This window comes from Rhizobium pisi (genome assembly GCF_003938655.1).
GTDB lineage: Bacteria > Pseudomonadota > Alphaproteobacteria > Rhizobiales > Rhizobiaceae > Rhizobium > Rhizobium pisi.
In genome coordinates, this window is the sequence record NZ_RJJT01000002.1 from 251,305 (window position 1) to 272,991 (window position 21,687).

The following is a 21,687-nucleotide window of genomic DNA, read 5'->3' on the forward strand; positions in this document are numbered from 1 at the left end:
GAGGGGTCCCGTCGCAGACCGCAACAGGCAATCCCCGCTTCTCATTTATAGGCAGACGGACGGTACAGGCTCTCGGCTTCCAGCCCACGCGCGGGCTCGCCGCCGGAGGGTTTGTCGTTTGCGTCGTGGGGTTCAGGATCGCGTCGTGACGGAGCAAGGCCGAGCATCTGTTCGAGACGGCCGGCATTGAGCGGAGCGCTTATTCCCTTGAAGTTCATGACTCATCTTTCGTCTGCGCATGACTTGCGTGAGGCTGCGAAGATAAACGCAATTTGAGCCTGCCGAGAACCGCCCGCCGGCGTTATCACCATCTTTTCGATGGGGGCAGAAGAGATGAGGGGAGGGGAGGGAGTTTCCTCTATAACGGCTAAGCAATGGAAACGCCGTTGCCATATCAAAGGTTAAAAACTGGGAGACGCTTCTAGGCGAATCGAGCCCTGAGGAATATGTAGGACGGCAATCACCGGGTGCCGTCGATCAACTGCCGGTGACGTTTATTCCCCAAATAGTGATCCTTCTCTATCGGAACTTATCCGCCGCTTCACTTCCGTCTGTGGAATTCTTTCTTGTTTACCTCCTGTTTACCATAAGACGCCCAGCGCGCCTCGGCATCGCGCAAGAGTAAGCGGGGCTGATTTGGTGGCCATGCCGACACAATCAGCATGTCTCACACCGAGCTGGGTGCTCGAAGGGCCGAGAGCGTTCAGGCGCGTGCTGCAACCAGGGAGGCGAGGGGTGCAACAGCATGATCTTCGTCACTGATACCCAGCCGATCGCCAAGATAGTGCCAGAACGACAGGCCGAGCTTTTGGCAGGTCTTCAGGGGGAATGCCTCAATCCACGTCTGAGCGTTTATAATAAGCGGGCGTAAGCGGCTATCGCGCCTTCGTTTCCTCGCGATTGGTGAAGTGGGCATTGCCCAAGCCCGTGCCGATGGTCAGCACCGCCCATTTCGAGACGTCTTTCATGAAAGGGATCTGTGACAATCCCTGCACGACGGCATCGTTGTGCATCATCACGAATGTGCTGTGGTCGCCGATCTCCGGAATGGCCTTCATCAACGCCGCGGGAAGGTTGAAACGATCGCTTTCCCAGTTCCCACCCGGCAGGTTCTGTCCGCCGCGTTCGATCGAGCCATCGGCTTTGATAATGCCTGGACAAGCGATCCCGATGATGGGAGCGGGTTTCAGACTGGCCTTTTCAGCCTTGTCGATCAGGTCCCGCAGCATTGCCGCCAGCTTCTCTATCGTCGCGCTGCGGCTTGGTTCGTCATCGGCATGGCGCCAGATCGCCGATTCCCAAACACTCGCATCGGCAAAATTCGGCGCCTTTTCCTTTCCGAATTCAACGATGCCGGCCCGGGCGTTCGTGCCGCCGATATCGACGGCAAGCATGGCCTCATAACCCTTGAACATCCAGGGCGGCATCAGGTGGACAGAGCCTACCAGCCCCGCTTCGTCGGGATGGTGAGCGATCGGTACAATTTCGATATTGTTGCCAGCCGCCTTGAGAAGAACCATGGTCCTGGCGATTGCCAGCTCCCCGAAGCGGCTTTGCCTGAAGCCGCCGCCAACCACGATACGCTCCGTCTTGGACCAGCGCTCGTCTTTGAGGAACTCCCCAATCACCTCGGCAAAGTCCTGCGAGAAGTCCTCCACCGCGCCCATAACAAGCGCGGCAGCTTCCATATCGTCTCCATTGAGCAGAGCCTCGATCTTTTTCTTGGAAAGCTTAGCCGTCGCAACCTTGCCGATCGGGTCATCTCCAAACTTGCGGACGCGTTTTCTCCAATCGTCGAGCTTCCGCAGGAAGGTCTTCTTGTTGGCGTTGTCGCCAACGAAACCGTTCTTGTCACGCAGCTCATTATTGTAGTCGTCGATCGTCACCAGCGGCAAAACCGTCGCGCCATGCGCCAACGGAGCATTGACCTCGTCACGGTGCTTGGAACTGCTTTTGGCCATCGATGTACTTTCTGCGGTGTGAGTGCTCGAACCGGGCCAGATAGAACGCGGACTTGCCTTTGGATGTTCCGGCGGCTCACGGTCATCTTGTCCTCGCCGCCCGGCGACCTAGCTTCAAAGATTGCAGAGTTTGGAGAATGCCGTGCAGGACGACGCCGCTACCCAGGAAATGCTTTCATTGGTCTTGGAAGAGCCGGACCGCTGGGCGATGTTTCTCGACATCGACGGGACGCTGCTCAATCTTGCACCCACGCCGGATGCGATCGAGGTTCCCGAAGCGCTGCCCGGACAGCTTCATCGCCTGTCGAACAAGCTCGGAGGCGCCTTGGCGCTGGTCACCGGACGGTCGCTTGCCTATGCCGACACCTTGTTCAAGCCCTTTGCATTTCCGACGGCAGGCCTTCACGGCGCGGAGATCCGAAGTGCTGCCGGACTGCACACGCTCGAGGCGACGCCCGAGTTTCAGGCGTTAAAACATGCGCTGACGGCCGAAGCCGAGCACTACCCTGGGGTCTTGATCGAAGACAAGGGCGCTGCCGTTGCGGCCCATTACCGGCTTGCGCCCGAATATGAAAAGGTCCTCGAAGAGCGCATGCATTACTATGCCGAGATCGCCGGATCGAACTGGGCATTGCAACTCGGCAAGATGGTGTTCGAGCTACGCCCGGCCCGGTCGAGCAAAGGCGACGCGCTGGAGCGGTTCTTCCAGTCCGATCCCTTCAAGAATCGTTATCCCATTACCATCGGCGACGACCTGACCGACGAGTCGATGTTTGCGACCGCCAATGCCCGCGGCGGCGTTTCCATACGTGTCGGCGCGATCGGCGCCCCGAGCTGCGCCACGAGCAGGCTGTCTTCGGCCGCGCTGGTCAGAAACGTCATTGCAGCCTTGGCCGCCTGACGCGCGTCCTCCCGCGCGATGTCTGGCGGCGGATGCTGTCGTCTTTCCACCGTCCGCACGGCGTCAACTGTCAAAAAAGTATCGGTTTGGACGGGGAATCGTGGTGGCGGGCATGAAACAAGCCCACTACACTCCCCACAACAATAAGCCAAAACGGGAATTTGGCGGGCGGGCTTGGAACCGCCCTCGGAGGAGGAACAATGGAACCTGACTTGGAAGTCGTTCAGATCAGGCCCGGCGAATCGTTCGCAACGAAGGCGCATGGCTATCCCTACCATACGGTCCGCTGGCATTTTCACCCCGAATACGAACTTCATCTCGTCGTCGCGACGACGGGACGGTATTTCGTCGGCGACTTCATCGGCGAGTTCGAACCCGGCAATCTCGTGCTTGCCGGCCCCAATCTTCCGCACAACTGGATTAGCGATGTCCCGAAGGGATCGAGCATCCCGCTTCGATGCCAGCTCATCCAGTTCAGCGAGAATTTCATCAGCGACACGATGAAGGTGCTGGCCGAGCTCGGCCCGTTCGAACAGGTTCTCGAAGCCTCCCGTCGCGGCGTGCTCTTCGGCACTGACACCAGCCGGCAGGTTGCGCCGCTGATGAACGAGGTGCAGCAGGCCCAGGGCGTGCGGCGCATCGAGCTCTTCATGATGATGATCGGCCTGCTCAGCCGGGCAGGGGATGCGCAGCTTCTCGCCAGCCCGAGCTATCTGCCCGATCCCTCGGGCTACATGTCGGCCGGCATCAACAAGGCGCTCGCTTATATCCGGGAAAACCTGACGAAATCCTTCGACGAAGCCGATCTCGCGGCGATTGCAGGACAATCCACAGGCGCCTTTTCGCGCGGCTTCCGCCGCCATACCGGCATGTCGCTCGTGCAATATGTCAAACGCCTGCGCATCAATCTCGCCTGCCAGATCCTGATGAGCGACGACCACGCATCGATCACCGATATCTGCTTCGAGGTCGGCTTCAACAACCTGTCCAACTTCAACCGGCAATTTCTCGCGGAGAAAGGCATGACACCGTCCCGCTTCCGCCGATTGTTGGGTGACAACATCGACGTGGCGAAGGCGGCCTAAGCAAGCCGAACGAACAGGAATTCAAGGACACGAAGCAACAATACGCCTGAGCCGGCGATAGGGAGGACAAGGAGGAGGAACGAAAACGACACTGACTTTGAACGTGAGCGCGCAACAAGCGGCTCGCGAGAGGAGACGCTTGTCCTCAAAAAACGCAAACGGCCGGACAGGCGCACCCGTTCATTCAGCTGAACGGCCACAGCAGAACACTGCATCACGAAGCTACACGATTTTTTCCAACGGGAGGAGATGAAAATGATGAAGTTCTCGACAAAGACGGCAGGCGCCGCGGCACTTGTCCTGTCCCTGCTGGGCGGCACGTCCGCCTTTGCACAAAGCGCCGTTGCTGATGCAACGGTCGCATTCCTCATGCCCGATCAAGGCTCGACGCGTTACGAAGAACATGACCATCCCGGTTTCGTCGCGGAAATGAAGAAGCTCTGCGCATCGTGCAAGGTCATCTATCAGAATGCCGATGCCGACATCGCCAAACAGCAGCAGCAGTTCAATTCGGCAATTACCCAGGGTGCGAAAGTCATCGTGCTCGATCCGGTGGATTCGGCGGCGGCCGCGTCTCTCGTCCAGCTCGCTCAGAGCCAGGGCGTCAAGGTTATCGCCTATGATCGTCCGATCCCGAAAGGCAAGGCAGATTTCTATGTCTCCTTCGACAACAAAGCGATCGGCAAGGCGATCGCGGAATCGCTCGTCCAGCATCTGAAGGCTGAGAAGGTGCCGGCCGATGGCGGCGGGATCCTGCAGATCAACGGTTCACCGACCGATGCGGCCGCCGGCCTAATCAAGGACGGCATTCACGAAGGCCTGGCGAGCGGCGGATACAAGACGCTTGCCGAGTTCGACACGCCGAACTGGCAGCCGGCGAACGCCCAGCAATGGGCAGCCGGCCAGATCACGCGCTTCAGCAAGCAGATCGTCGGTGTTGTCGCCGCCAACGACGGCACCGGTGGCGGCGCCATCGCAGCCTTCAAGGCGGCGGGTGTCGATCCCGTGCCGCCGGTGACTGGCAACGATGCCACGATCGCAGCACTGCAGCTCATCATATCAGGGGATCAGTACAATACGATCTCCAAGCCGAGCGAAATCGTTGCCGCCGCCGCTGCCGACGTTGCAGTGAAGCTGCTCGCGGGAGAAACGATCAAGGCCGAGATGACCCTCTACGACACGCCCGCGCAACTCTTCGTGCCCGCCGTCGTCACTGCCGAAAACCTCAAGGCCGAGATCATCGACAAGAAGATCAACACTGCCGAGGAGCTGTGCACCGGCCGTTACGCCGACGGCTGCAAGACGCTCGGCATCCTCAAGTAGTCCGCAAGGGAAGGCGCGGCCGGTCACCGGTCGCGCTTCCGTTTTTCGCTTTTTCCGAAAGGCCAGGCGATGTCTGAAACCTCTCATCTTCTTGACCCCTTCCGTCAGCCTGTCCTCAGCCTGCACGGCATATCAAAGAACTTCGGGGCGGTGTCGGCGCTCACCGATATCGAGCTCGATGTGCATGCCGGCGAGGTCGTGGCGCTCGTGGGCGACAACGGCGCCGGCAAATCGACACTGGTCAAGATCCTGGCCGGCGTGCATCAGCCGACCTCCGGCACGATCCTTTTCGAAGGAAAGCCGGCGAACCTGTCGAGCCCCAGTGCTGCGCTCGATCTCGGTATCGCAACCGTCTTTCAGGATTTGGCACTCTGCGAAAATCTCGACGTCGTCGCCAACATCTTTCTCGGCAAGGAGCTCAATCCCTTCCAGCTCGATGAGGTCGCCATGGAGATCCGCGCCTGGAAGCTGCTGAGCGAGCTTTCCGCGCGAATCCCGAGCGTGCGCGAGCCCGTCGCCTCGCTTTCCGGCGGGCAGCGTCAGACGGTGGCGATCGCCAGGTCGCTGCTGCTCGAGCCGAAATTGATCATGCTCGATGAACCCACGGCAGCGCTGGGCGTCGCCCAGACCGCCGAAGTGCTGGATCTGATCGAGCGTGTGCGCGAGCGCGGCCTCGGCGTTATCATGATCAGCCATAATATGGAGGATGTGCGCGCCGTTGCCGACCGCATCGTCGTCCTGCGGCTCGGACGCAACAACGGCACCTTCATGCCCGATGCATCCAACGAAGAGCTCGTCAGCGCGATCACCGGCGCATCCAACAATTCCGTCTCCCGCCGCGCCATGCGCCGCAAGGCGCAAAGCCGAGAGAATGAGGAGGGCAGGCCATGATGAAGACCATGCAGAATGAACCGGCATCACCCGCGCTCCTCGACCGGCGTGACGAAAGAGTCCTCCATGACGACAGCCTCGCCGGGTGGGTCCGCGCCTTCTGGGACCGCATCCGCTCCGGCGACCTCGGCTCGCTGCCTGTGATCGTCGGTCTGGCGATCATCTGGACGGTGTTCCAGGCGCTCAATCCGGTGTTTCTCTCCAGCGCCAACCTCGTCAACATGCTGTTCGACTGCTCGACGGTCGGCGTCATCTCGCTCGGAATCGTCTGCATCCTGATGGTCGGCGAGATCGACCTTTCCGTCGGCTCCGTCAGCGGCTTCGCCTCGGCGCTGGTCGGCGTCTTCTGGATCAACCAGGGCTGGCCGGTGGTGCTTGCCATCTTCGCCGCCATGGCCGTCGGCGCCTTGATCGGCTCGCTCTATGCCTTCCTCTTCAACCGCTTCGGCATGCCGAGCTTCGTCTCCACCCTGTCGGGACTTCTCGCCGTTCTCGGCCTGCAGCTCTATATCCTCGGATCGACCGGTTCGATCAATCTGACCTACGGCTCCTGGCTCGTAAATTTCGGGCAGATCATGGTCATGCCGGACCCTGTCGCCTATGCCCTGGTGGCGTTTGCCGGCATTACCATCTTTTTCTCCAGCTACCGAACGGCGGCGCGTCGGCGGGCTGCCGGCCTCTCGTCGAAATCGGTCGGCGGACTGCTTCTGCGTGCCGTCATCATCACCGTCGCGCTGGAGGCGGTGGCGTTTTATCTCAACCAGTCGCGCGGCGTTCCCTGGATGTTCGGCCTTTTCGTCGGGCTCGTCGCCGCGATGAACTATGCGCTGACGCGCACGAAATGGGGACGCTCGATGCATGCCGTCGGCGGCAACCGGGAGGCGGCCCGCCGCTCGGGCATCAACGTGTCGCGCATTTATGCGAGCGCCTTCGTCATGTGCGCCCTGCTTGCGGCGACCGGCGGTGTGCTTTCGGCTGCTCGGCTCGCCACTGCAAGCCAGCAGGCCGGTACGGGCGACGTCAATCTCAATGCCATCGCCGCGGCGGTTATCGGCGGCACGAGCCTGTTCGGCGGGCGCGGCAGCGCCTATTCGGCCCTTCTCGGCATCATCGTCATTCAGTCGATTGCCAGCGGGCTGACGCTTCTCGATCTGTCATCATCGCTTCGATACATGATTACCGGCGCCGTTCTTGCCGTCGCCGTCATCGTCGACTCGCTGGCACGCCGATCGCGGATCTCGCTCGGCAGGGCCTAAACCATAGAAAAGCAGAGGAAGAAAATGGGACAGGATCTGTCTGGAAAAGTCGCGGCTGTCACCGGAGCGGCGTCAGGTATCGGCCTGGAATGCGCCAAAGCCTTGCTTGCTGCCGGCGCCCGGGTCGTGCTGGTCGACCGCAACGAAGAAGGCTTGAAGGAAATCTGCGCGACGCTCGGGGCCAATGCCATTCCGCTGGTCATCGATCTCACCGACCCGAAAAGCGTGGCGCGAATGATGCCTGAGATTCTGGACAAGGCAGGCCAGCTCGACATCTTCCACGCCAATGCCGGCTCCTATGTCGGCGGCGAGGTGCTCGACGGCGATCCCGACGCCTGGGACAGGATGCTCAACCTGAACATCAATGCCGCATTCCGTTCGGTGCACGCGGTCCTGCCGCACATGGTGGAACGCAAGACCGGGGATATCATCCTGACGAGCTCTGTGGCCGGCATGGTTCCTGTCGTCTGGGAGCCGATCTACACAGCCTCCAAACATGCGGTGCAGGCTTTCGTCCATACGCTGAGGCGGCAGGTGGCAAAACATGGATTGCGCGTCGGCGCCATCGCGCCCGGCCCCGTCGTGACGGCCCTTCTCAGCGATTGGCCACAGGAGAAGCTGGATGAGGCGCTTGCTGCAGGTGGCCTGATGGAGCCGAAGGAAGTGGCCGAAGCGGTGCTCTTCATGCTGACGCGCCCACGCAACGTCACGATCCGCGATCTCGTCATCCTGCCGCAAAGCACAGACATCTGACGAACAAACGCTCTGGAGGAAACGGACATGATCTTCGACAGATTTCGCCTCGACGGACAAGTGGCGCTGGTGACGGGCGGCACGCGCGGCATCGGGCTTGCCATTGCCGAGGCGCTCGGCGAAGCGGGTGCCAAGGTCGTCATCACGGGACGAACGCGCAATGGAGCGGCGGAAGACCGGCTTTCCGAGGCCGGTATCGATTGCGATTTCATCGCCGCCGACCTCATGAAGGAAAGCGCCGCCGACGAACTCGTCACCGAAGCCCTTTCGCGGGGGGGCCGGCTCGACATCCTCGTCAACAATGCCGGCATCGCCGTTCATGGCGACAGCGGCGAATTTTCCGATGCGATCTGGCGCGAGATCATGACCGTCAACGTCGATGCCGTCTTCCGCGCCTGCCGCGCAGCACTCGCCCCCATGCGGCGCCAGGGCGGCGGTGTCATCCTGAACATCGGCTCGATGTCGGGCATCGTTTCCAACATTCCGCAGAACCAGGTCGCCTATAACACCTCGAAGGCGGCGGTTCACATGATGACGAAGAGCCTGGCAAGCGAGGTTGCCGCTGAAAATATCCGCGTCAACGCCATCGCTCCCGGCTATATCGAAACCGATCTGTCGCGCGGCGGCATTGAAAATCCCGACTGGTTTCCGACCTGGCGCAGCATGACCCCGATGGGGCGCGTCGGGCAGCCGGAAGAGGTAGCGAGTGCTGCCTTGTTCCTCTGCTCGGCGGCGGCAAGCTACGTCACCGGCGAAGTGTTGGTCATCGATGGCGGTTATACGACGCGGTGACACGCGGGTACCAGCTATCGTCTTCCACTTGCGCATGGGCGGCACATGCTCACGCCAGGCAATCGAGCATCCATTGAACACCAAAGCGATCGGTGAACTTGCCGTAATAGCTTCCCCATGGCTGCACCGCGAGCGGTGTCGTTATCTCGCCGCCTTCGGCCAAGTGCGCGAAAAGCCTGTCGGTGCTGTCACGGTCATCCATGATCAGCATATGGGCGGAGCCGCGCATCGGCTCGGCATCGTGATTGTCCGAGGCGAAGAAGAGAATACCAGGTCCTTCGAAGCGGGCATGCATCACCTTGCCCTGCATGGCTTCGCTGGCAACGGGCATTCCGTCTGCGCCGTGCCGCTTCAATTCCGTGACACGGCCAAGCCCGCATTTGGCATAGAAGGCAAGAGCCTCCTCGCAGCCGGTGGAAAAGAAGAGATAGTTGGCAAGCTGCATGGCTTGGCTCCGTCGTAGCGCCGGACCGCGACTCATTGCTGTCGCCGGCCCGGTCTTGCATCAGGTCCGAGATTTCCGCGCGTGCGCCCCGATCGTTACGAGACGGCAACCGCACCCTGGATGGCGCCAACAAGCTCGGCGTTGTTATAGCTGCGGCCGGCGATACCCCAGGCCCCCTCAGGCGCATAGACGATGTTGGACCATATGTGTTCGCGTTTGAGCCGGCCCTCCGCGGCCCGTTCGAGGACATCTGTTGCTTTTTCAAAGAAGGCCTGTTTTGCTTCAGCGCTCGCCAGCGCAATCTCGGGCAGCCTGAGTTCGATGAACGCTGCGGCGACCGGCTTTCCCCCGGCAAGCATATGTTCACGCGGCAGCACATTGATGGTGCCGATGATATTGGCCGTCATGAAAGCATTGCCGGTCAAATCGGCGGCATCAAGCAACGCGTCCGTCAGTCCGGCAAAGGCTAGGGCCTGTGCCTGCTGCGAAAGCAGGCCTTCCGGTACCGTAAGTGTGATGGGCATCGCATGTCTCCCTGTTTCGGATCGTGACCGTTTCTGATATATACCGATCACTCTTTATGCATACACACCGATCGCTCTCTTAGCAAGGCATAAAGAGCGATCACTCCAAATGAGGTATTCATGCGTTACAGTGCCGAACACAAACAAGAGACCCGAACGCGAGTGATCGCGGCGGCGGGACAGGTTTTCAGAAAGGAAGGCTACGGCGGCGCCGGTATTGATGCATTGACCAAGGCGGCGGGCGTGACCAACGGCGCCTTCTACGGACACTTCAAGTCGAAGGGCGAAGCCTTCCGCACGGCCGTGCTGACGGGTCTCGAAGAGCTGCGGCAGGGAATTTCGGCGCTGAAAATCAACCAACCGAAAGACTGGCTGACGACGTTCGTCGGCTACTATCTCGGCTATAAAAGAACCTGCGAACTGGGTGAGAGCTGCGCTCTGCCGAGCCTTTCCCCCGATGTGATGCGCGCGGACGATGAAACGCGAAGCGCCTATACGGTAGAGATCAAACGCCTCGTCGAGGAAGTCGCAACCGGCCTGCAGGAGCGTACGATAGAGGAGCAATCCGAAACACAGCGGGAGGATCGAGCGATCCTGCTACTCGCCATGCTGAGCGGCGGCGTTACCCTCGCGCGCGCCGTTTCCGACCCGGTACTCTCCGAACGCATCGCGGATGTTATCGGACAGGCTACCTTGACAGCGATGGAGCCCAAAAATTGATCCGCTTGCCTTGATGTCGATGCTCAGGACAGGGTGCCGCAGGCGCTCTGGTAATCGGCAAGGACGCGATCGACCGCTGAGATCAGGATAGTCTCGGGATCGCCGGCTTCAGCCGCCGAAATCTGCGGCAGAAATTGGTGAAGCAGCGTTTCCGGGATTGTCTTGCCACGCAGCGCGCCGAGCATGGTCTCGAAAGCCCGGTCGGCTTCGGGCCTGTTCCAGTAATAGCGGATGCGGTCGCTGTAGCTATAGTGTCGTTGCAGGCGCAGGGCCGTGGCGTCGCCGTGATAGTGGGCCTGCCAGTCGCCGGGTGCGGCCAGCATCACCGCCTCCATTGCGGCCGCCAGAGGCCTGTCGCCGTAACCGGGAACCATCTCGGAGGCGATCATATCGAGCGCATAGGCTGCCTCGCGCAGCGCAAAGGTCAGGCCGGGACCAACCTTCAGGATTGGAAAGCCGTCTTTCACAAGTCCGGTAAGCGCAGCGCGCGTCTGGTAGTCCGTGGAATGGGCTTCGAAAACGAATTGCGGCTCCTCGTCAAGAAGCGCGGTCAACTCAGTTGCAAGCTCGGGTCTGTAATCGATGACGTTTTCGCTGCCGAACTCGACGCCCGGCTGAACGACGAAGGCGATGACGCGCGAAAAGGCGTCCTCGAATCCTGCCCGTGAAAAGATTTCGCGATGAATGGCGATTGTCGCCCGGGCGGCTTCAGGCGCGGTCGGTCGGAGTTCTTCCAGCGCATGGTCGGCGCCGCCCGGCACCGGAACCTCGGTGCCGAGAATATAGAGTGGCAGCGGCGCGCCGATCGCCTTCGCCGCCCTTTCGCTGACCTCGGCAAGTCGTGCGGCACGCTCGGCGGTCGTCCTGTCGTCGAGAGCGACCGGCTCGCCGGCGCAGCCCATCGAGGCATCGAGGTGGATCTTGCTGAATCCCGCTTTGACATAGGCCTCGACCATAGCTTCGGCTTTCTCAAGCGCCGCCTCCGGCGCTTCCTTCCGCCACGGATTGGGGCCGAGGTGATCGCCGCCGAAGATCATCTGCGAGCGATCGAGCCCTTCCTCGGCGGCCACGCGCTCGACGAAGCGGATGAAAGCCTCGGGCGTCATGCCGGTATAGCCGCCGAGATGGTTGACCTGGTTGCAGGTCGCCTCGATCAGCACCGGTCCGCCTTCCCGAACCGCCCGCCGGATGGCGGCCCTGAGGACGAGGGGATGGGCGGAGCAGACTGACGTAATGCCGAAGGGCGCTCCTTCGCGCCGCGCGGCGGCAAGACGGGTCAATATCTGATCCATCGACTATCTCCTCGGGGTTTCGGCGATGAAGGCCGCCAGTTCGACAAGGGTCGAGACGCCTTCCATCGGGCCGAGCCGGGTCACGTTCCGGGCCCCGGCGGCATTGGCATGAAGGAGCGCGGCATCCGGTGTCATGCCCTTGCGGCGGCAGGTGAGATAGGCCGCGCCGAAACTGTCCCCAGCGCCGGTCGGGTCGATCTCGTCGACAGCGAAGGCGGCGCAATCGACGCGCTGACGGTCACGGCCGAAGAAAGACGCACCCTGTTCGCCTCGCTTCAGGACGATCTCGCCTATGCCGCTCTCCAGGAGGCTGGCAACAGCCGCCACCTCGTCGTTCAGCCCGGCGGCGGTGAAAAGCTCCTCGCCGGAGGGCAGCAGCAGATCCGCTGCGCCGAGAACCTGATTGAAGCTGTCCAGAGCGCCGTCGTCCGTCAGCAACTCCTTACGGAGATTGGGATCGAAGGAGATCGATCCGCCACGGGCACGCACCGTTTCGATGGCATAAAGGATCACCTCGCGGGCGCCGGGAATGGAAAGGGCTGTTCCCATGACGTGCACATGCCCGGCTCGCCCGATAAGGTCTTTGGCCGCGGGCGTCAGGCCTACCTGGCCGGCAGCGGATCTGGCGATGTTGAAGACGAAGTCGCGAGCACCATCCGGCCGGTAGCGGACGAAGGCGCTGCCCGTCGGCCAGTCCTCGCTCACGGCGATGGCGGAGACGTCGACGCCGTCCTGCCGCAGGCGATCGACGTTCAGCCGGCCGAAATCGTCATTGCCGACGCTGGCGACGATGCCGGCCGCACCGCCCATGCGGGCGACCTGATCGATAAAAATAGCCGGCGCTCCACTGGGATAAGGTCCGGTCAGGGCCTGCGGCTCGCGGAACCCGGCTCCCACCGTCGTCGCCATGATCTCTACCAGGATCTCACCGACCGTGACCGTTGGGCCAAGCGCTTCCGGCGCAAGTGCCCTCAGAGGGAATGGCATCTGCAATCTCCTTTATGCGAAAAGCGTCCTCCGCACTCCGCACAGTTCATAAAACGCGACTTTCTCCGGCCGTACCTTGCCTGCCGAAACCAGTCAAGAATAATTTTACGCGTGATAATTTTATGTTGCATCGCGGCGCCGATCTTCACGTTGCACCGCATCGCAATATCAACGTTATTGGCAAGGCAAGTGCATCAAACTTGCAATTACGACAGGAAAGCTGTCCAAATCGGTCGTGAAAACGTCCTTGACAAACTTCGTCGGGATGACAGATAAAAGTTTACGCATGTAATTTTATGCGTGAACATCCGTAAAGGAGGAGCGGAGACCATGAGCAAGATCATTTGCATTCTGTCTGCGTCCGTCGCCTGCCTCGCATTGGCGGCCGGAATGGCGGACGCCGAGGAGCTGACGATCGCCACTGTCAACAATGGCGACATGATCATCATGCAAAAATTGTCGCCGGAATGGGAAAAGGAGACCGGCAACAAGGTGAACTGGGTGGTGCTGGAAGAAAACGTCCTGCGCCAGAAGGTCACGACCGACATCGCGACGAAGAGCGGCCAATACGACATCATCACCATCGGCGGTTATGAAGCGCCGATCTGGGGCAAGCAGGGTTGGCTGGCTCCCGTCGGCGACCTCGGCGCCGATTATGACTATGATGACCTGCTCGCCCCGATCAAGGCCGGGCTGACCGTCGACGGCAAGCTCTACGCGGTGCCCTTCTATACCGAAAGCTCATTCACGCTTTACCGCAAGGACCTCTTCGATGCGGCCGGCATCAAGATGCCCGACGAACCGACCTATGACCAGATCAAGGAATATGCGGCCAAGCTGACAGACAAGGCGAAGGAACAATACGGCATCTGCCTGCGCGGCAAACCGGGCTGGGGCGAGAACATGGCTTTCCTGGGAACCATGATCAACGCCTATGGTGGGCGCTGGTTCGACATGGACTGGAAGCCGCAGATCAATTCCGAGCCCTGGAAGAAGGCGATCACCGACTATGTCGCCCTGATGACCAAATATGGTCCTCCCGGCGCGACTGCCAACGGCTTCAACGAAAACCAGGCGCTGTTTTCAACCGGCCATTGCGCGATGTGGATCGATGCGACGTCGGCCGCCGGCCGCGTCTACGATCCGAAACAGAGCAAGGTCGCCGACAAGATCGCCTTTACCCGCGCACCCATTGCCGTCACGGCAAACGGATCGAGTTGGTCTTGGTCCTGGAACCTGGCAATTCCGGCCACGTCGAAGAAGCTCGACGCCGCCAAATCCTTCCTGAAATGGGCGACCTCAAAGGACTACGTCAAGAAGGTTGGTGAGACGGAGGGATGGGTGGCCGTGCCGCCCGGCACGCGCAAGTCGACCTACGCGCTTCCGGAATATCAGAAGGCCGCCCCCTTTGCCGATACCGTGCTGAAGGCCATCCTTTCCGCCGACCCGGCAAAGCCGACCAAGGATCCGGTTCCCTACACCGGCGTCCAGTTCGTCGCCATTCCTGAGTTCCAGGGCATCGGCACGCTCGTCGGCCAGCAGGTCGCCGCCGCCTTGTCCGGCCAGCAAACGGTCGCTGCCGCCCTCGACAGCGCCCAGAAGCAGGTCGAACGCGACATGAAGAAGGCGGGTTACCCGAAATAAATCCTGATCCTCGCGGTTTTCCGCGAGTTCCTCCCGGGAAGGTTCCGGCAGCGGCGCTGCCGGAACCTTCTGATTGGAGCGACCCGTCATCATTGACGCATTTCCGGCTTCTTCGCCTGATGAATTGGAGAAAGACATGAGACTGAAAGACAAGGTCGCCCTGATCACCGGCGGTGCGCGCGGCATTGGTCTCGGCTTTGCCGAAGCCTTCGTCAAGGAAGGCGCCAAGGTCGTCATCGCCGATATCGACATCGAAAGGGCAACGAGATCCGCTGCAGCAATCGGCCCCGCCGCAAAGGCGATGAAGCTCGATGTCACCGATCTCTCGGCCATCGACACTCTCGTCAAGGCGGTCGACGATGAGTTCGGCGGTATCGACATCCTCATCAACAATGCCGCCATCTTCGACATGGCGCCTGTCAACGAGATCACCGAGGAAAGTTACGACCGGGTCTTCTCCATCAACCTGAAGGGCCCGCTCTTCATGATGAAGGCCGCCTCGAATGTCATGATCAAGCGGGGCAGGGGCGGCAAGATCATCAACATGGCAAGCCAGGCCGGTCGTCGCGGCGAGGCGCTGGTGCTGCTCTACTGCGCCTCCAAGGCGGCCATCATCTCGGCGACGCAGTCGGCGGCGCTCGCGCTCGTCAAATACGGCATCAACGTCAATGCGATCGCACCGGGCGTCGTGGACGGCGAGCATTGGGATGTCGTCGATGCCCATTTTGCCAAATGGGAAGGCTTGAAGCCGGGCGAGAAGAAGGCCGCCGTCGCCAAATCCGTCCCGATCGGCCGTTTCGCCACGCCTGACGACCTCAAGGGTCTGGCCGTCTTCCTCGCTTCCGCCGACAGCGACTACATCCTCGCCCAGACCTATAATGTCGACGGCGGCAACTGGATGAGCTGACCGCAGCCGCAAACATGAAGCCAGGAGCCAGAGGGATGGAAGCCATCTGCTATAGCGAAAAGGGCGTCGCGGTTACCAAGACGCTGCCGGTACCGGAGGTCAGGCCCGGCCATGCGCTTGTGCGCGTACGCGCGGCCGGCCTTTGTCATACCGATATCGACGTCCTGCATGGCCGCTATGGCGAAGGCCGTTTTCCGCTGGTTCCGTGCCATGAATTTGCCGGCGTGGTCGAGGCCGTCGCGGGCGATGTCTCCGGCCTTGCCGTCGGCGCCAAGGTCGTCGCCGACCCCAATCTTCCCTGCGGAGAATGCCGAGCCTGCCGCAAGGGGTTAAGCAATCTCTGCCGTGATCTGAAGGCCTATGGCGTGACGGAGAACGGCGGGTTTGCCGAATACAGCCTGGTCAGGACCGATCATCTGCATGAGATCGGCGATCTCGACTTCAACCTCGCCGCACTTGCCGAGCCGCTTGCCTGCGTCTTGAACGGCCTCGGCAGCGCCGGCCTGCGGGCCGGTCCGGCTGGAACGGAGAATGCATTGGTCTTCGGCGCCGGGCCGATCGGGCTGCTGCTTGCGCTTTCCCTGAAAGCCGAAGGCGTTCCGTCGGTGACGGTTGCCGACATCAACGAGGGCCGCCTTGCCTTTGCCGAAAAGCTGGGGCTGGAGACGGCCGTCTCGGGATCTCAGGCGCTTGCCGCCCGCCACCATGACTTCGATTTCGTCGCCGATGCGACCGGCATCGCCCGCGTCGTCGAAAGCATGATCGATTTTGTCACCGACGGCGGCACGGTTCTCGTCTTCGGCGTCTGCGCGCCCGATCAGCGCATTTCCATCGCGCCCTTCGAGATCTTCCGGCGCCAGATCCGTTTTGCCGGGTCCCATTCGCTGAACCGCAACATTCCCGAGGCCCTCGCAATCCTGAAAAGAGACAAAGGCGCGATGGCCGCGCTGGTTTCCCATCGCCTGCCGCTCGGCGAGGTCTTGCCTTTCATCATCACGAAGTCCGCCGATCCCGCAACGATGAAGGTACAGTTCTCCATCGACTAGATCGACCTCATCGTCATCGTAGCCGAACGACAACCGCTTTTCGTTCGGCGATGAGTCATCTAGAAACCGTCAGGAGCGACCGATCAGGAGATCAGATGGTGGGAAAGACGATCAAAACCATGGAGGACTTTTCGGAGTTCGTCGGTCTGTCGCGTCCCACCGTCTCCAAATATTTCAGCGATCCAATGTCGGTGCGCCAGAAGACGCGGGAAACGATCGAGCAGGCCCTGAAGAAATCGGGGTTCCGGCCCAATATGTTCGCCGTCAACCTCAATCGACGGCGCAGCAACATTCTCGGCGTCATCATTCCCAATTCCACCGATCCCTTCTACATGGCGCTCACCCGCCGCATCGAGATGATTGCCAACGAGACGGGGTTCCTGGCCTTCGTCCTGTCATCGGACGGGAAGGCGGAGATGGAAGACCGGGCGATCAAGACGCTGAAATCCATGAATGTCGCCGGCGCGATCATCGCCCCGCTCGGTGTGGAATCCCACCATGCGACGCTCGATGAACTCGGCCGCAGCGTGCCCCTCATCTACGTGGACTCGCCACTCGACGAGACATCCTCCTTCGTCGGCACCAACAATCGCCAGAGCTTCAATCTGATCGTCGACTATCTCTGCCGCTCGGGCGAACCGCCCTGCTATTTCGGCATGCCGCATGTCAACACCAACGCCTTGACGCGCCAGACGGCCTATGTGGAGGCGATGGAGCAGTTCCGGATGGTGCCTGAGATTGTCGGGCTTACCGACAGCAAGACCTGGGATTTCGAGCGTTTCGGCTTCGAGGAAGCGACCCGCATCCTCACCTCGGGCGAAGGTTTCCCGACGCGCACCGTGCTTTGCGCCAACGACCGCGTCGCTTTCGGCGTCATCGCCGCCGCCTATCAGCAGGGACTCAAGGTCGGCCACGGCGCCAATTATGATCTGCGCGTTGCCGGACATGACGACCATCCTCTGTCCCGCTACGCCTGCCCCCCGATTACGACGGTCGCACAGAACTATAACGAGATCGGCCGGCTGGCGATCGAGCTGCTGCTCGGCAGGCTCGGCGAGGGCACAGGGGCGGTCGCGCCGGCGGACCGCATTCTTCTCAATGCCGAATTGATGCTGCGGACCTCGGCGTGATATGGCGCCTCAGGCGCGGGGCAGGCCGGTCGGCCGCATGTGCTTCCTCAGCGCCGCGATCCTGAAAATGGCGTTTGCCGCGCCATAACCGCGGTAACCGCGCCGCTCGACGATCTCGAAGAACAGGCCCTCGCCATAGGTCGGGCTGTAGAGCTGGAAATATTCGCCGTAATCGTCGCGATCGTAGAGGATGTTGTTGGCCTTGAGGCGATCGGCAAATTCGGCATCGAGGCCGAAGCGAGCTTCGAGATCGTCATAATAATTCGGTGAAATCGCAAGCGAGACGAAACCGTTTGCCGCAAGCGCGGCGGCGGTCGCAAAAATGTCGTCAGTCCTGAAGGCGAGATGCTGGATGCCGGAGCCGAAGGTTTCGGCGATAAAGCGGCCGGCCAGCGTGTTGCGGTTTTCCGCGCCGTTCATCGTGATGCGCAGAGACCCTTCCGCATTCTCGACCACCTGGCTACGGACGATGCCGGAGGGATCGACGATATCGACCATGGGCGTCTTCTCCGCCTCGACGAGCGACGTATAAAACAACAGCCAGGTCAGAAGCTCCTCGTATTTCATCGTTTGCGCCATATGGTCGATCGATTGCAGCCCAGCCGGCTGCGGAGGGATATCGTCCTCGATCGCATCGAACTCGATCTCCCAGATGCGGCCGAGCTCGGTCTTGCGGTCGAGGAAATAAAGGACGCCGCCACCGACGCCGCGAACGGCCGGCATCTCGATCTCGCCGGCATCGAGCGATTGCGCGAACCGTTCCGCCCCGAGCGCGACGGCGCGCTGCAACGCAGCCTTGGCATCATCAACCATCAGGCCGGCGGCATAGGCCGAGGTGCCGTGAACGGCATAGGAGGCACTGGCAAAGCCCTTCTGCTCGGTATTGACGACGAGATTGATGGCGCCCTGGCGAAAGACGGTGACGCGCTTGGTTTTATGCCTGGCCGCCTTGCGGAAACCGAGGCTGGCAAACAGCGCCTCGAGCGCGGGCGCCTCGTCCTCATCCGCGGTGAATTCGACGAAGGCGATGCCCTCGACGGCAGCGCGCGGCGGCATGGCCGGCACCGGCAGCGCGCTCTCCGGCTGCTGCCGCTTCACCTGGTCGCCGAGATAGATCAGAGAGCGGCGGCCGTCGACGGCGATCGCGCTCGGCGAACCGCCGCGAAACTGGTCGTTGAAAATCTCCAACGACAGATAGCCGTCATAACCGGTTGCGGCGACGGCCTTCATGAAATCGAGCACCGGCAGGTCGCCTTCGCCCGGCATGTTGCGGAAGTGCCGGCTCCAGTAGAGCAGATCCATGTCGAAGAGCGGCGCATCGGCGAGCTGAATGATGAAGATCTTCTCCTTCGGGATCGAGCGGATCGAGTTGACGTCGATCTTGCGCGACAGCGTATGAAAGCTGTCGAGGATCAGGCCGATATTCGGATGATCGGCCCGCCGGACGATTTCCCAGGCGTCGCGATGGTCCTGGATGTGGCGGCCCCAGGCGAGCGCCTCGTAACCGACGCGCAAGCCGCGCTTGGCGGCGCGCTCACCGAGCTCATGGAAGTCCGCCGCCGCCCGGTCGAGACCGCCGAGGGCAGCCGGCGAAACGTTCGAGCAGACGAGCACGAGATCGGTGCCCATCTCCTGCATGAGGTCGAACTTGCGCTCCGCTCGGTCGAAAGTGCGGCCGCGCAGCGGCTCCGGCATGCCTTCGAAATCGCGGAACGGCTGAAAGAGCGTGATCTCCATTCCGAGATCGCGCACCATGCGGCCGACTTCCCCAGGGCTCTCGTCGAAGATCAGGAAATCGTTCTCGAAAATCTCCACCCCGTCGAAACCTGCCTTGGCGATCGCCTCAAGCTTGTCACGCAGGTCGCCGCTCAATGAAACGGTCGCAATCGATGTCTTCATCGGAGTGGTCCTCGCAATAGGCGTTACGCCGTCATGGTCTTGAAATGCGCAAGCATGCGACCGACATCGGGCTCCCTGCCGGTGATCAGGCGAAAGGCGCCGAGCACAACCATGCCCGCGAGCAGCTGGGCGATCGTCACCTTCAGCACGAAGAAATAAAAACGATGATACGGGTCATGCGCTCCTCCCAAAGCGTGGCCTTGCCCTTGCCGGCTGACCGTCGTCAGACACGCGAATGCGCGTCATAACCGAGATATTGCCGTCGCGATTGACTCCTCCGCTGTTCGCTCTTTCAGAATGTACTAACTAGTTCGTATGTCAAGCAACATCTGTTGAAACATGCCGCCAACGTGAATAAGACTGACGGGCAAGGAGGCAGTTACCTTTTGGGAGGCTCCGCCTCAGCCCCGCGCGGATAGGGCGGGCAGCGTGATCTCGAATTCGGCGCCGGCGCCTGCCGTCTGCAGCAAGCGGATCGTGCCGCCGTGGGAACTCAGCATGGCGCGGACGATGCCGAGCCCCATGCCGGTGCCGCCCTGCTCGCGGCGGGTCGAGAAGAACGGCTGGAAGACGCGCTCGCAGTTTGCCTCGGAAATGCCGCTGCCGTCGTCGCGGACAAGAATGACGGCTGTTCGGGCACTGGCCGACACTGTGAGTTCCAGGAGCGTGGCGCCGTGCTGCAAGGCGTTTTCGGCAAGATTGGTAAAGACGATGCCGGCTGCTTCCTGGGGAAGAGCAACTGACAATCCAGTATCGCCTGCGCCTGAGATCCTGAGGGCAGGGAATTGTCCGCGCAGCAAGGATATGATGTCTGCGACGCTGATCTGGCCCTCGGTCAAAGGCGTTTCGGCTTGCGCAAGCTCCCTCAGCCGCTGCAGCAATGCATCCAGCCGGACTGCGTCGGCGACGATGTTGTCGAGAAAATGCAGCCGCTGCGCTTTCGTCATCTGCTGCTCGCCGTCATCGTCGCGTAAAAGCTCTGCCGCACCCCGGATGGCCGTCAGCGGCGATTTCAGCTCATGAGAGACATGGGCGGCAAAGGAGCGGACATATTCCGTGCGATCGACCAGTTTCCCGGCGAGATCGAGGAAGCTTTGCGACAGCACCGCGATCTCACGCGTTCCATGACTTTCGAGCGGCCGGATTGCAGCCTTGCCGCCGCGGGCGATCTCGTCCGCGCGGGCGATCAAGGCGTCGATAGGCCCGGTAATCGTGCGCGTCAGCACATAGGCAACGGCGAGCGTCAACAGGAGGACGACGACGAGGGCGCCGATTTCCGTCGGCGCCATTCCGCTCGAACTCGCCTCGGCGGTGCGAAACCAGATGACGATCAGGATCGGCAGCATCATGACGGTCAAAAGCACGGCAAAGACGATCAGCGCCAGCGTCGGCCGCCACTTCGTGCGGACTTTCGGCGCCGGCATCAGACCTTCCTTCCGATTTCGCCGCCGAGCTTGAAGCCGATGCCGTGAACGGTTGCGATGACCCCCGAGCCGCCAGCGGCCCCGAACTTGGCCCTGATGTTGCGGATATGGCTGTCGATCGTCCGGTCGGAGACATAGGTGTTCGGGCCATAGGCCGCTTCCATCAGTTGTTCGCGGCTGAAGACCATGTCCCGGTGTGACAGCAATGCATCCAGGATGGCAAATTCGAGCGCCGTCATCGCGATGGCGCTCTCGCCTAATGTGACCGTCCTGCCGCGGCGGTCCAAACTGAGTTCGCCGGCAACCAGAGCGGCATGGCGTCTGTCAGGGCCTGCTTCACTGCCGCTGCGCTTCAGGATCGCCTTCACCCGGGCGACGAGTTCGCGCGGGCTGAAAGGTTTGGTGACATAGTCGTCTCCGCCGATTTCGAGGCCCAACACCCTGTCGATCTCCTCGTCGCGCGCCGAAAGAAACAGGATCGGAAGGCCCGAAGTCTTGCGGATCTGGCGGCAGACTTCCAGACCGTCCATGTCGGGCATGCCGATATCGAGAATGATGAGATCAATGTTGCCGCGTCGGAAGGCCGCCATCGCCTCGATGCCGTTGCGGGCTGCCGTCGATGCCATGCCGGCGCGTTCGAGGGCGAAGCAGATCACATCGCGAATGTGAGGTTCGTCATCGACGACGAGAATGCGGGGCGCCATCCA

The 21,687-nt window shown here is 61.3% G+C and carries 22 protein-coding genes; 12 read left to right on the plus strand and 10 right to left on the minus strand.

The genetic code is table 11. The features are described from left to right. Positions 1–41: 41 nt before the first annotated feature. Together EFD55_RS33025 and EFD55_RS03835 are read right to left on the minus strand one after the other, a co-directional pair. The gene (locus EFD55_RS33025; protein ID WP_164737512.1) at positions 42–218 is read right to left on the minus strand and encodes a hypothetical protein; all 177 of its coding nucleotides are present in this window, start codon (positions 216–218) and stop codon (positions 42–44) included. A gap of 657 nt (positions 219–875) precedes the next feature. Further along, positions 876–1,961, minus strand: coding sequence for an ROK family protein (locus EFD55_RS03835; RefSeq protein WP_125843151.1), 1,086 nt, complete (start codon positions 1,959–1,961; stop codon positions 876–878). Between the two features lie 121 nt (positions 1,962–2,082). Here EFD55_RS03835 and otsB point away from each other — a divergent pair, with 121 nt between their 5' ends. The 7 genes from otsB to EFD55_RS03870 all read left to right on the plus strand — a co-directional run bounded on the left by otsB (position 2,083) and on the right by EFD55_RS03870 (position 8,962). Beyond that, positions 2,083–2,862, plus strand: coding sequence for a trehalose-phosphatase (otsB, locus tag EFD55_RS03840; RefSeq protein ID WP_183604830.1), 780 nt, complete (start codon positions 2,083–2,085; stop codon positions 2,860–2,862). A 200-nt stretch (positions 2,863–3,062) separates the two neighbouring features. After that, positions 3,063–3,947, plus strand: coding sequence for a helix-turn-helix domain-containing protein (locus EFD55_RS03845; RefSeq protein ID WP_125843155.1), 885 nt, complete (start codon positions 3,063–3,065; stop codon positions 3,945–3,947). 249 nt (positions 3,948–4,196) lie between these two features. Then, positions 4,197–5,270 carry an ABC transporter substrate-binding protein gene (locus tag EFD55_RS03850; protein ID WP_183736654.1) on the plus strand — a complete coding sequence of 358 codons (1,074 nt, stop codon included), beginning with the start codon at positions 4,197–4,199 and terminating at the stop codon, positions 5,268–5,270. 69 nt (positions 5,271–5,339) lie between these two features. Then, positions 5,340–6,161, plus strand: a complete 822-nt coding sequence (locus tag EFD55_RS03855) for an ATP-binding cassette domain-containing protein (protein ID WP_125843157.1) — start codon at positions 5,340–5,342, stop codon at positions 6,159–6,161. After that, positions 6,158–7,417, plus strand: coding sequence for a sugar ABC transporter permease (locus EFD55_RS03860; protein ID WP_125843159.1), 1,260 nt, complete (start codon positions 6,158–6,160; stop codon positions 7,415–7,417). Before EFD55_RS03855 ends, EFD55_RS03860 begins: the two co-directional genes overlap by 4 nt. Before the next feature lie 24 nt (positions 7,418–7,441). Further along, entirely contained in the window at positions 7,442–8,170 is a 729-nt protein-coding gene (locus EFD55_RS03865; protein ID WP_125843160.1) for an SDR family oxidoreductase, read from the plus strand. A 27-nt stretch (positions 8,171–8,197) separates the two neighbouring features. Beyond that, positions 8,198–8,962, plus strand: coding sequence for an SDR family NAD(P)-dependent oxidoreductase (locus EFD55_RS03870; RefSeq protein WP_125843162.1), 765 nt, complete (start codon positions 8,198–8,200; stop codon positions 8,960–8,962). Between the two features lie 49 nt (positions 8,963–9,011). Here EFD55_RS03870 and EFD55_RS03875 read toward each other — a convergent pair whose 3' ends face one another. After that, on the minus strand, positions 9,012–9,407 hold the full coding sequence (locus EFD55_RS03875; protein ID WP_125843164.1) for a VOC family protein: 396 nt from the start codon (positions 9,405–9,407) through the stop codon (positions 9,012–9,014). Positions 9,408–9,502: 95 nt separating this feature from the next. Beyond that, a complete protein-coding gene (locus EFD55_RS03880) occupies positions 9,503–9,931 on the minus strand; it encodes a tautomerase family protein (RefSeq protein ID WP_125843166.1) in 429 nt (142 codons plus the stop codon). Between the two features lie 120 nt (positions 9,932–10,051). On the opposite strand from EFD55_RS03880, the gene EFD55_RS03885 reads away from it, so the two are divergent. Then, positions 10,052–10,651 (plus strand): TetR/AcrR family transcriptional regulator, encoded by a 600-nt coding sequence (locus EFD55_RS03885; RefSeq protein ID WP_125843168.1) that lies wholly within the window; start codon positions 10,052–10,054, stop codon positions 10,649–10,651. 23 nt (positions 10,652–10,674) lie between these two features. On the opposite strand, the gene EFD55_RS03890 is transcribed toward EFD55_RS03885, so the two are convergent. Then, complete coding sequence (locus EFD55_RS03890; protein ID WP_125843170.1) at positions 10,675–11,943, minus strand: D-tagatose-bisphosphate aldolase, class II, non-catalytic subunit; 1,269 nt, start codon at positions 11,941–11,943, stop codon at positions 10,675–10,677. A gap of 3 nt (positions 11,944–11,946) precedes the next feature. Further along, complete coding sequence (locus EFD55_RS03895; protein WP_125843172.1) at positions 11,947–12,930, minus strand: tagatose kinase; 984 nt, start codon at positions 12,928–12,930, stop codon at positions 11,947–11,949. A gap of 330 nt (positions 12,931–13,260) precedes the next feature. Between EFD55_RS03895 and EFD55_RS03900 the strand changes: the two genes are divergently transcribed. The 4 genes from EFD55_RS03900 (at position 13,261) to EFD55_RS03915 (ending at position 17,657) form a co-directional block, all read left to right on the plus strand. After that, entirely contained in the window at positions 13,261–14,574 is a 1,314-nt protein-coding gene (locus EFD55_RS03900; protein WP_164737511.1) for an ABC transporter substrate-binding protein, read from the plus strand. 136 nt (positions 14,575–14,710) lie between these two features. Then, entirely contained in the window at positions 14,711–15,481 is a 771-nt protein-coding gene (locus tag EFD55_RS03905) for an L-iditol 2-dehydrogenase (RefSeq protein WP_125843174.1), read from the plus strand. A 35-nt stretch (positions 15,482–15,516) separates the two neighbouring features. Further along, positions 15,517–16,527, plus strand: coding sequence for a zinc-dependent alcohol dehydrogenase family protein (locus EFD55_RS03910; protein WP_125843176.1), 1,011 nt, complete (start codon positions 15,517–15,519; stop codon positions 16,525–16,527). A 119-nt stretch (positions 16,528–16,646) separates the two neighbouring features. Beyond that, a complete protein-coding gene (locus EFD55_RS03915) occupies positions 16,647–17,657 on the plus strand; it encodes a LacI family DNA-binding transcriptional regulator (protein ID WP_125843422.1) in 1,011 nt (336 codons plus the stop codon). A gap of 9 nt (positions 17,658–17,666) precedes the next feature. On the opposite strand, the gene EFD55_RS03920 is transcribed toward EFD55_RS03915, so the two are convergent. The 4 genes from EFD55_RS03920 to EFD55_RS03930 form a co-directional block, all read right to left on the minus strand. Next, a complete protein-coding gene (locus EFD55_RS03920) occupies positions 17,667–19,556 on the minus strand; it encodes a bifunctional sugar phosphate isomerase/epimerase/4-hydroxyphenylpyruvate dioxygenase family protein (RefSeq protein ID WP_125843178.1) in 1,890 nt (629 codons plus the stop codon). A 23-nt stretch (positions 19,557–19,579) separates the two neighbouring features. Next, positions 19,580–19,747, minus strand: coding sequence for a hypothetical protein (locus EFD55_RS33030; protein ID WP_165504784.1), 168 nt, complete (start codon positions 19,745–19,747; stop codon positions 19,580–19,582). 210 nt (positions 19,748–19,957) lie between these two features. Beyond that, positions 19,958–20,980, minus strand: coding sequence for a HAMP domain-containing sensor histidine kinase (locus EFD55_RS03925; protein ID WP_125843180.1), 1,023 nt, complete (start codon positions 20,978–20,980; stop codon positions 19,958–19,960). Beyond that, complete coding sequence (locus EFD55_RS03930) at positions 20,980–21,684, minus strand: response regulator transcription factor (protein WP_125843182.1); 705 nt, start codon at positions 21,682–21,684, stop codon at positions 20,980–20,982. Before EFD55_RS03930 ends, EFD55_RS03925 begins: the two co-directional genes overlap by 1 nt. Positions 21,685–21,687: the final 3 nt, after the last annotated feature.

Bases quoted from the DNA above. Each gene is read 5' to 3' on its own strand.
- EFD55_RS03910 (WP_125843176.1), top strand. From the start codon at position 15,517: ATGGAAGCCATCTGCTATAGCGAAAAGGGCGTCGCGGTTACCAAGACG.
- EFD55_RS03925 (WP_125843180.1), bottom strand. From the start codon at position 20,980: ATGCCGGCGCCGAAAGTCCGCACGAAGTGGCGGCCGACGCTGGCGCTG.
- EFD55_RS33025 (WP_164737512.1), bottom strand. From the start codon at position 218: ATGAACTTCAAGGGAATAAGCGCTCCGCTCAATGCCGGCCGTCTCGAA.
- EFD55_RS03835 (WP_125843151.1), bottom strand. From the start codon at position 1,961: ATGGCCAAAAGCAGTTCCAAGCACCGTGACGAGGTCAATGCTCCGTTG.
- EFD55_RS03905 (WP_125843174.1), top strand. From the start codon at position 14,711: ATGAGACTGAAAGACAAGGTCGCCCTGATCACCGGCGGTGCGCGCGGC.
- EFD55_RS03865 (WP_125843160.1), top strand. From the start codon at position 7,442: ATGGGACAGGATCTGTCTGGAAAAGTCGCGGCTGTCACCGGAGCGGCG.
- EFD55_RS03920 (WP_125843178.1), bottom strand. From the start codon at position 19,556: ATGAAGACATCGATTGCGACCGTTTCATTGAGCGGCGACCTGCGTGAC.
- EFD55_RS03895 (WP_125843172.1), bottom strand. From the start codon at position 12,930: ATGCCATTCCCTCTGAGGGCACTTGCGCCGGAAGCGCTTGGCCCAACG.
- EFD55_RS03850 (WP_183736654.1), top strand. From the start codon at position 4,197: ATGAAAATGATGAAGTTCTCGACAAAGACGGCAGGCGCCGCGGCACTT.
- EFD55_RS03900 (WP_164737511.1), top strand. From the start codon at position 13,261: ATGAGCAAGATCATTTGCATTCTGTCTGCGTCCGTCGCCTGCCTCGCA.
- EFD55_RS03915 (WP_125843422.1), top strand. From the start codon at position 16,647: ATGGAGGACTTTTCGGAGTTCGTCGGTCTGTCGCGTCCCACCGTCTCC.
- EFD55_RS03870 (WP_125843162.1), top strand. From the start codon at position 8,198: ATGATCTTCGACAGATTTCGCCTCGACGGACAAGTGGCGCTGGTGACG.
- EFD55_RS03880 (WP_125843166.1), bottom strand. From the start codon at position 9,931: ATGCCCATCACACTTACGGTACCGGAAGGCCTGCTTTCGCAGCAGGCA.
- EFD55_RS03930 (WP_125843182.1), bottom strand. From the start codon at position 21,684: ATGGCGCCCCGCATTCTCGTCGTCGATGACGAACCTCACATTCGCGAT.
- EFD55_RS03845 (WP_125843155.1), top strand. From the start codon at position 3,063: ATGGAACCTGACTTGGAAGTCGTTCAGATCAGGCCCGGCGAATCGTTC.
- EFD55_RS03855 (WP_125843157.1), top strand. From the start codon at position 5,340: ATGTCTGAAACCTCTCATCTTCTTGACCCCTTCCGTCAGCCTGTCCTC.
- EFD55_RS03860 (WP_125843159.1), top strand. From the start codon at position 6,158: ATGATGAAGACCATGCAGAATGAACCGGCATCACCCGCGCTCCTCGAC.
- EFD55_RS03875 (WP_125843164.1), bottom strand. From the start codon at position 9,407: ATGCAGCTTGCCAACTATCTCTTCTTTTCCACCGGCTGCGAGGAGGCT.
- EFD55_RS03890 (WP_125843170.1), bottom strand. From the start codon at position 11,943: ATGGATCAGATATTGACCCGTCTTGCCGCCGCGCGGCGCGAAGGAGCG.
- EFD55_RS03885 (WP_125843168.1), top strand. From the start codon at position 10,052: ATGCGTTACAGTGCCGAACACAAACAAGAGACCCGAACGCGAGTGATC.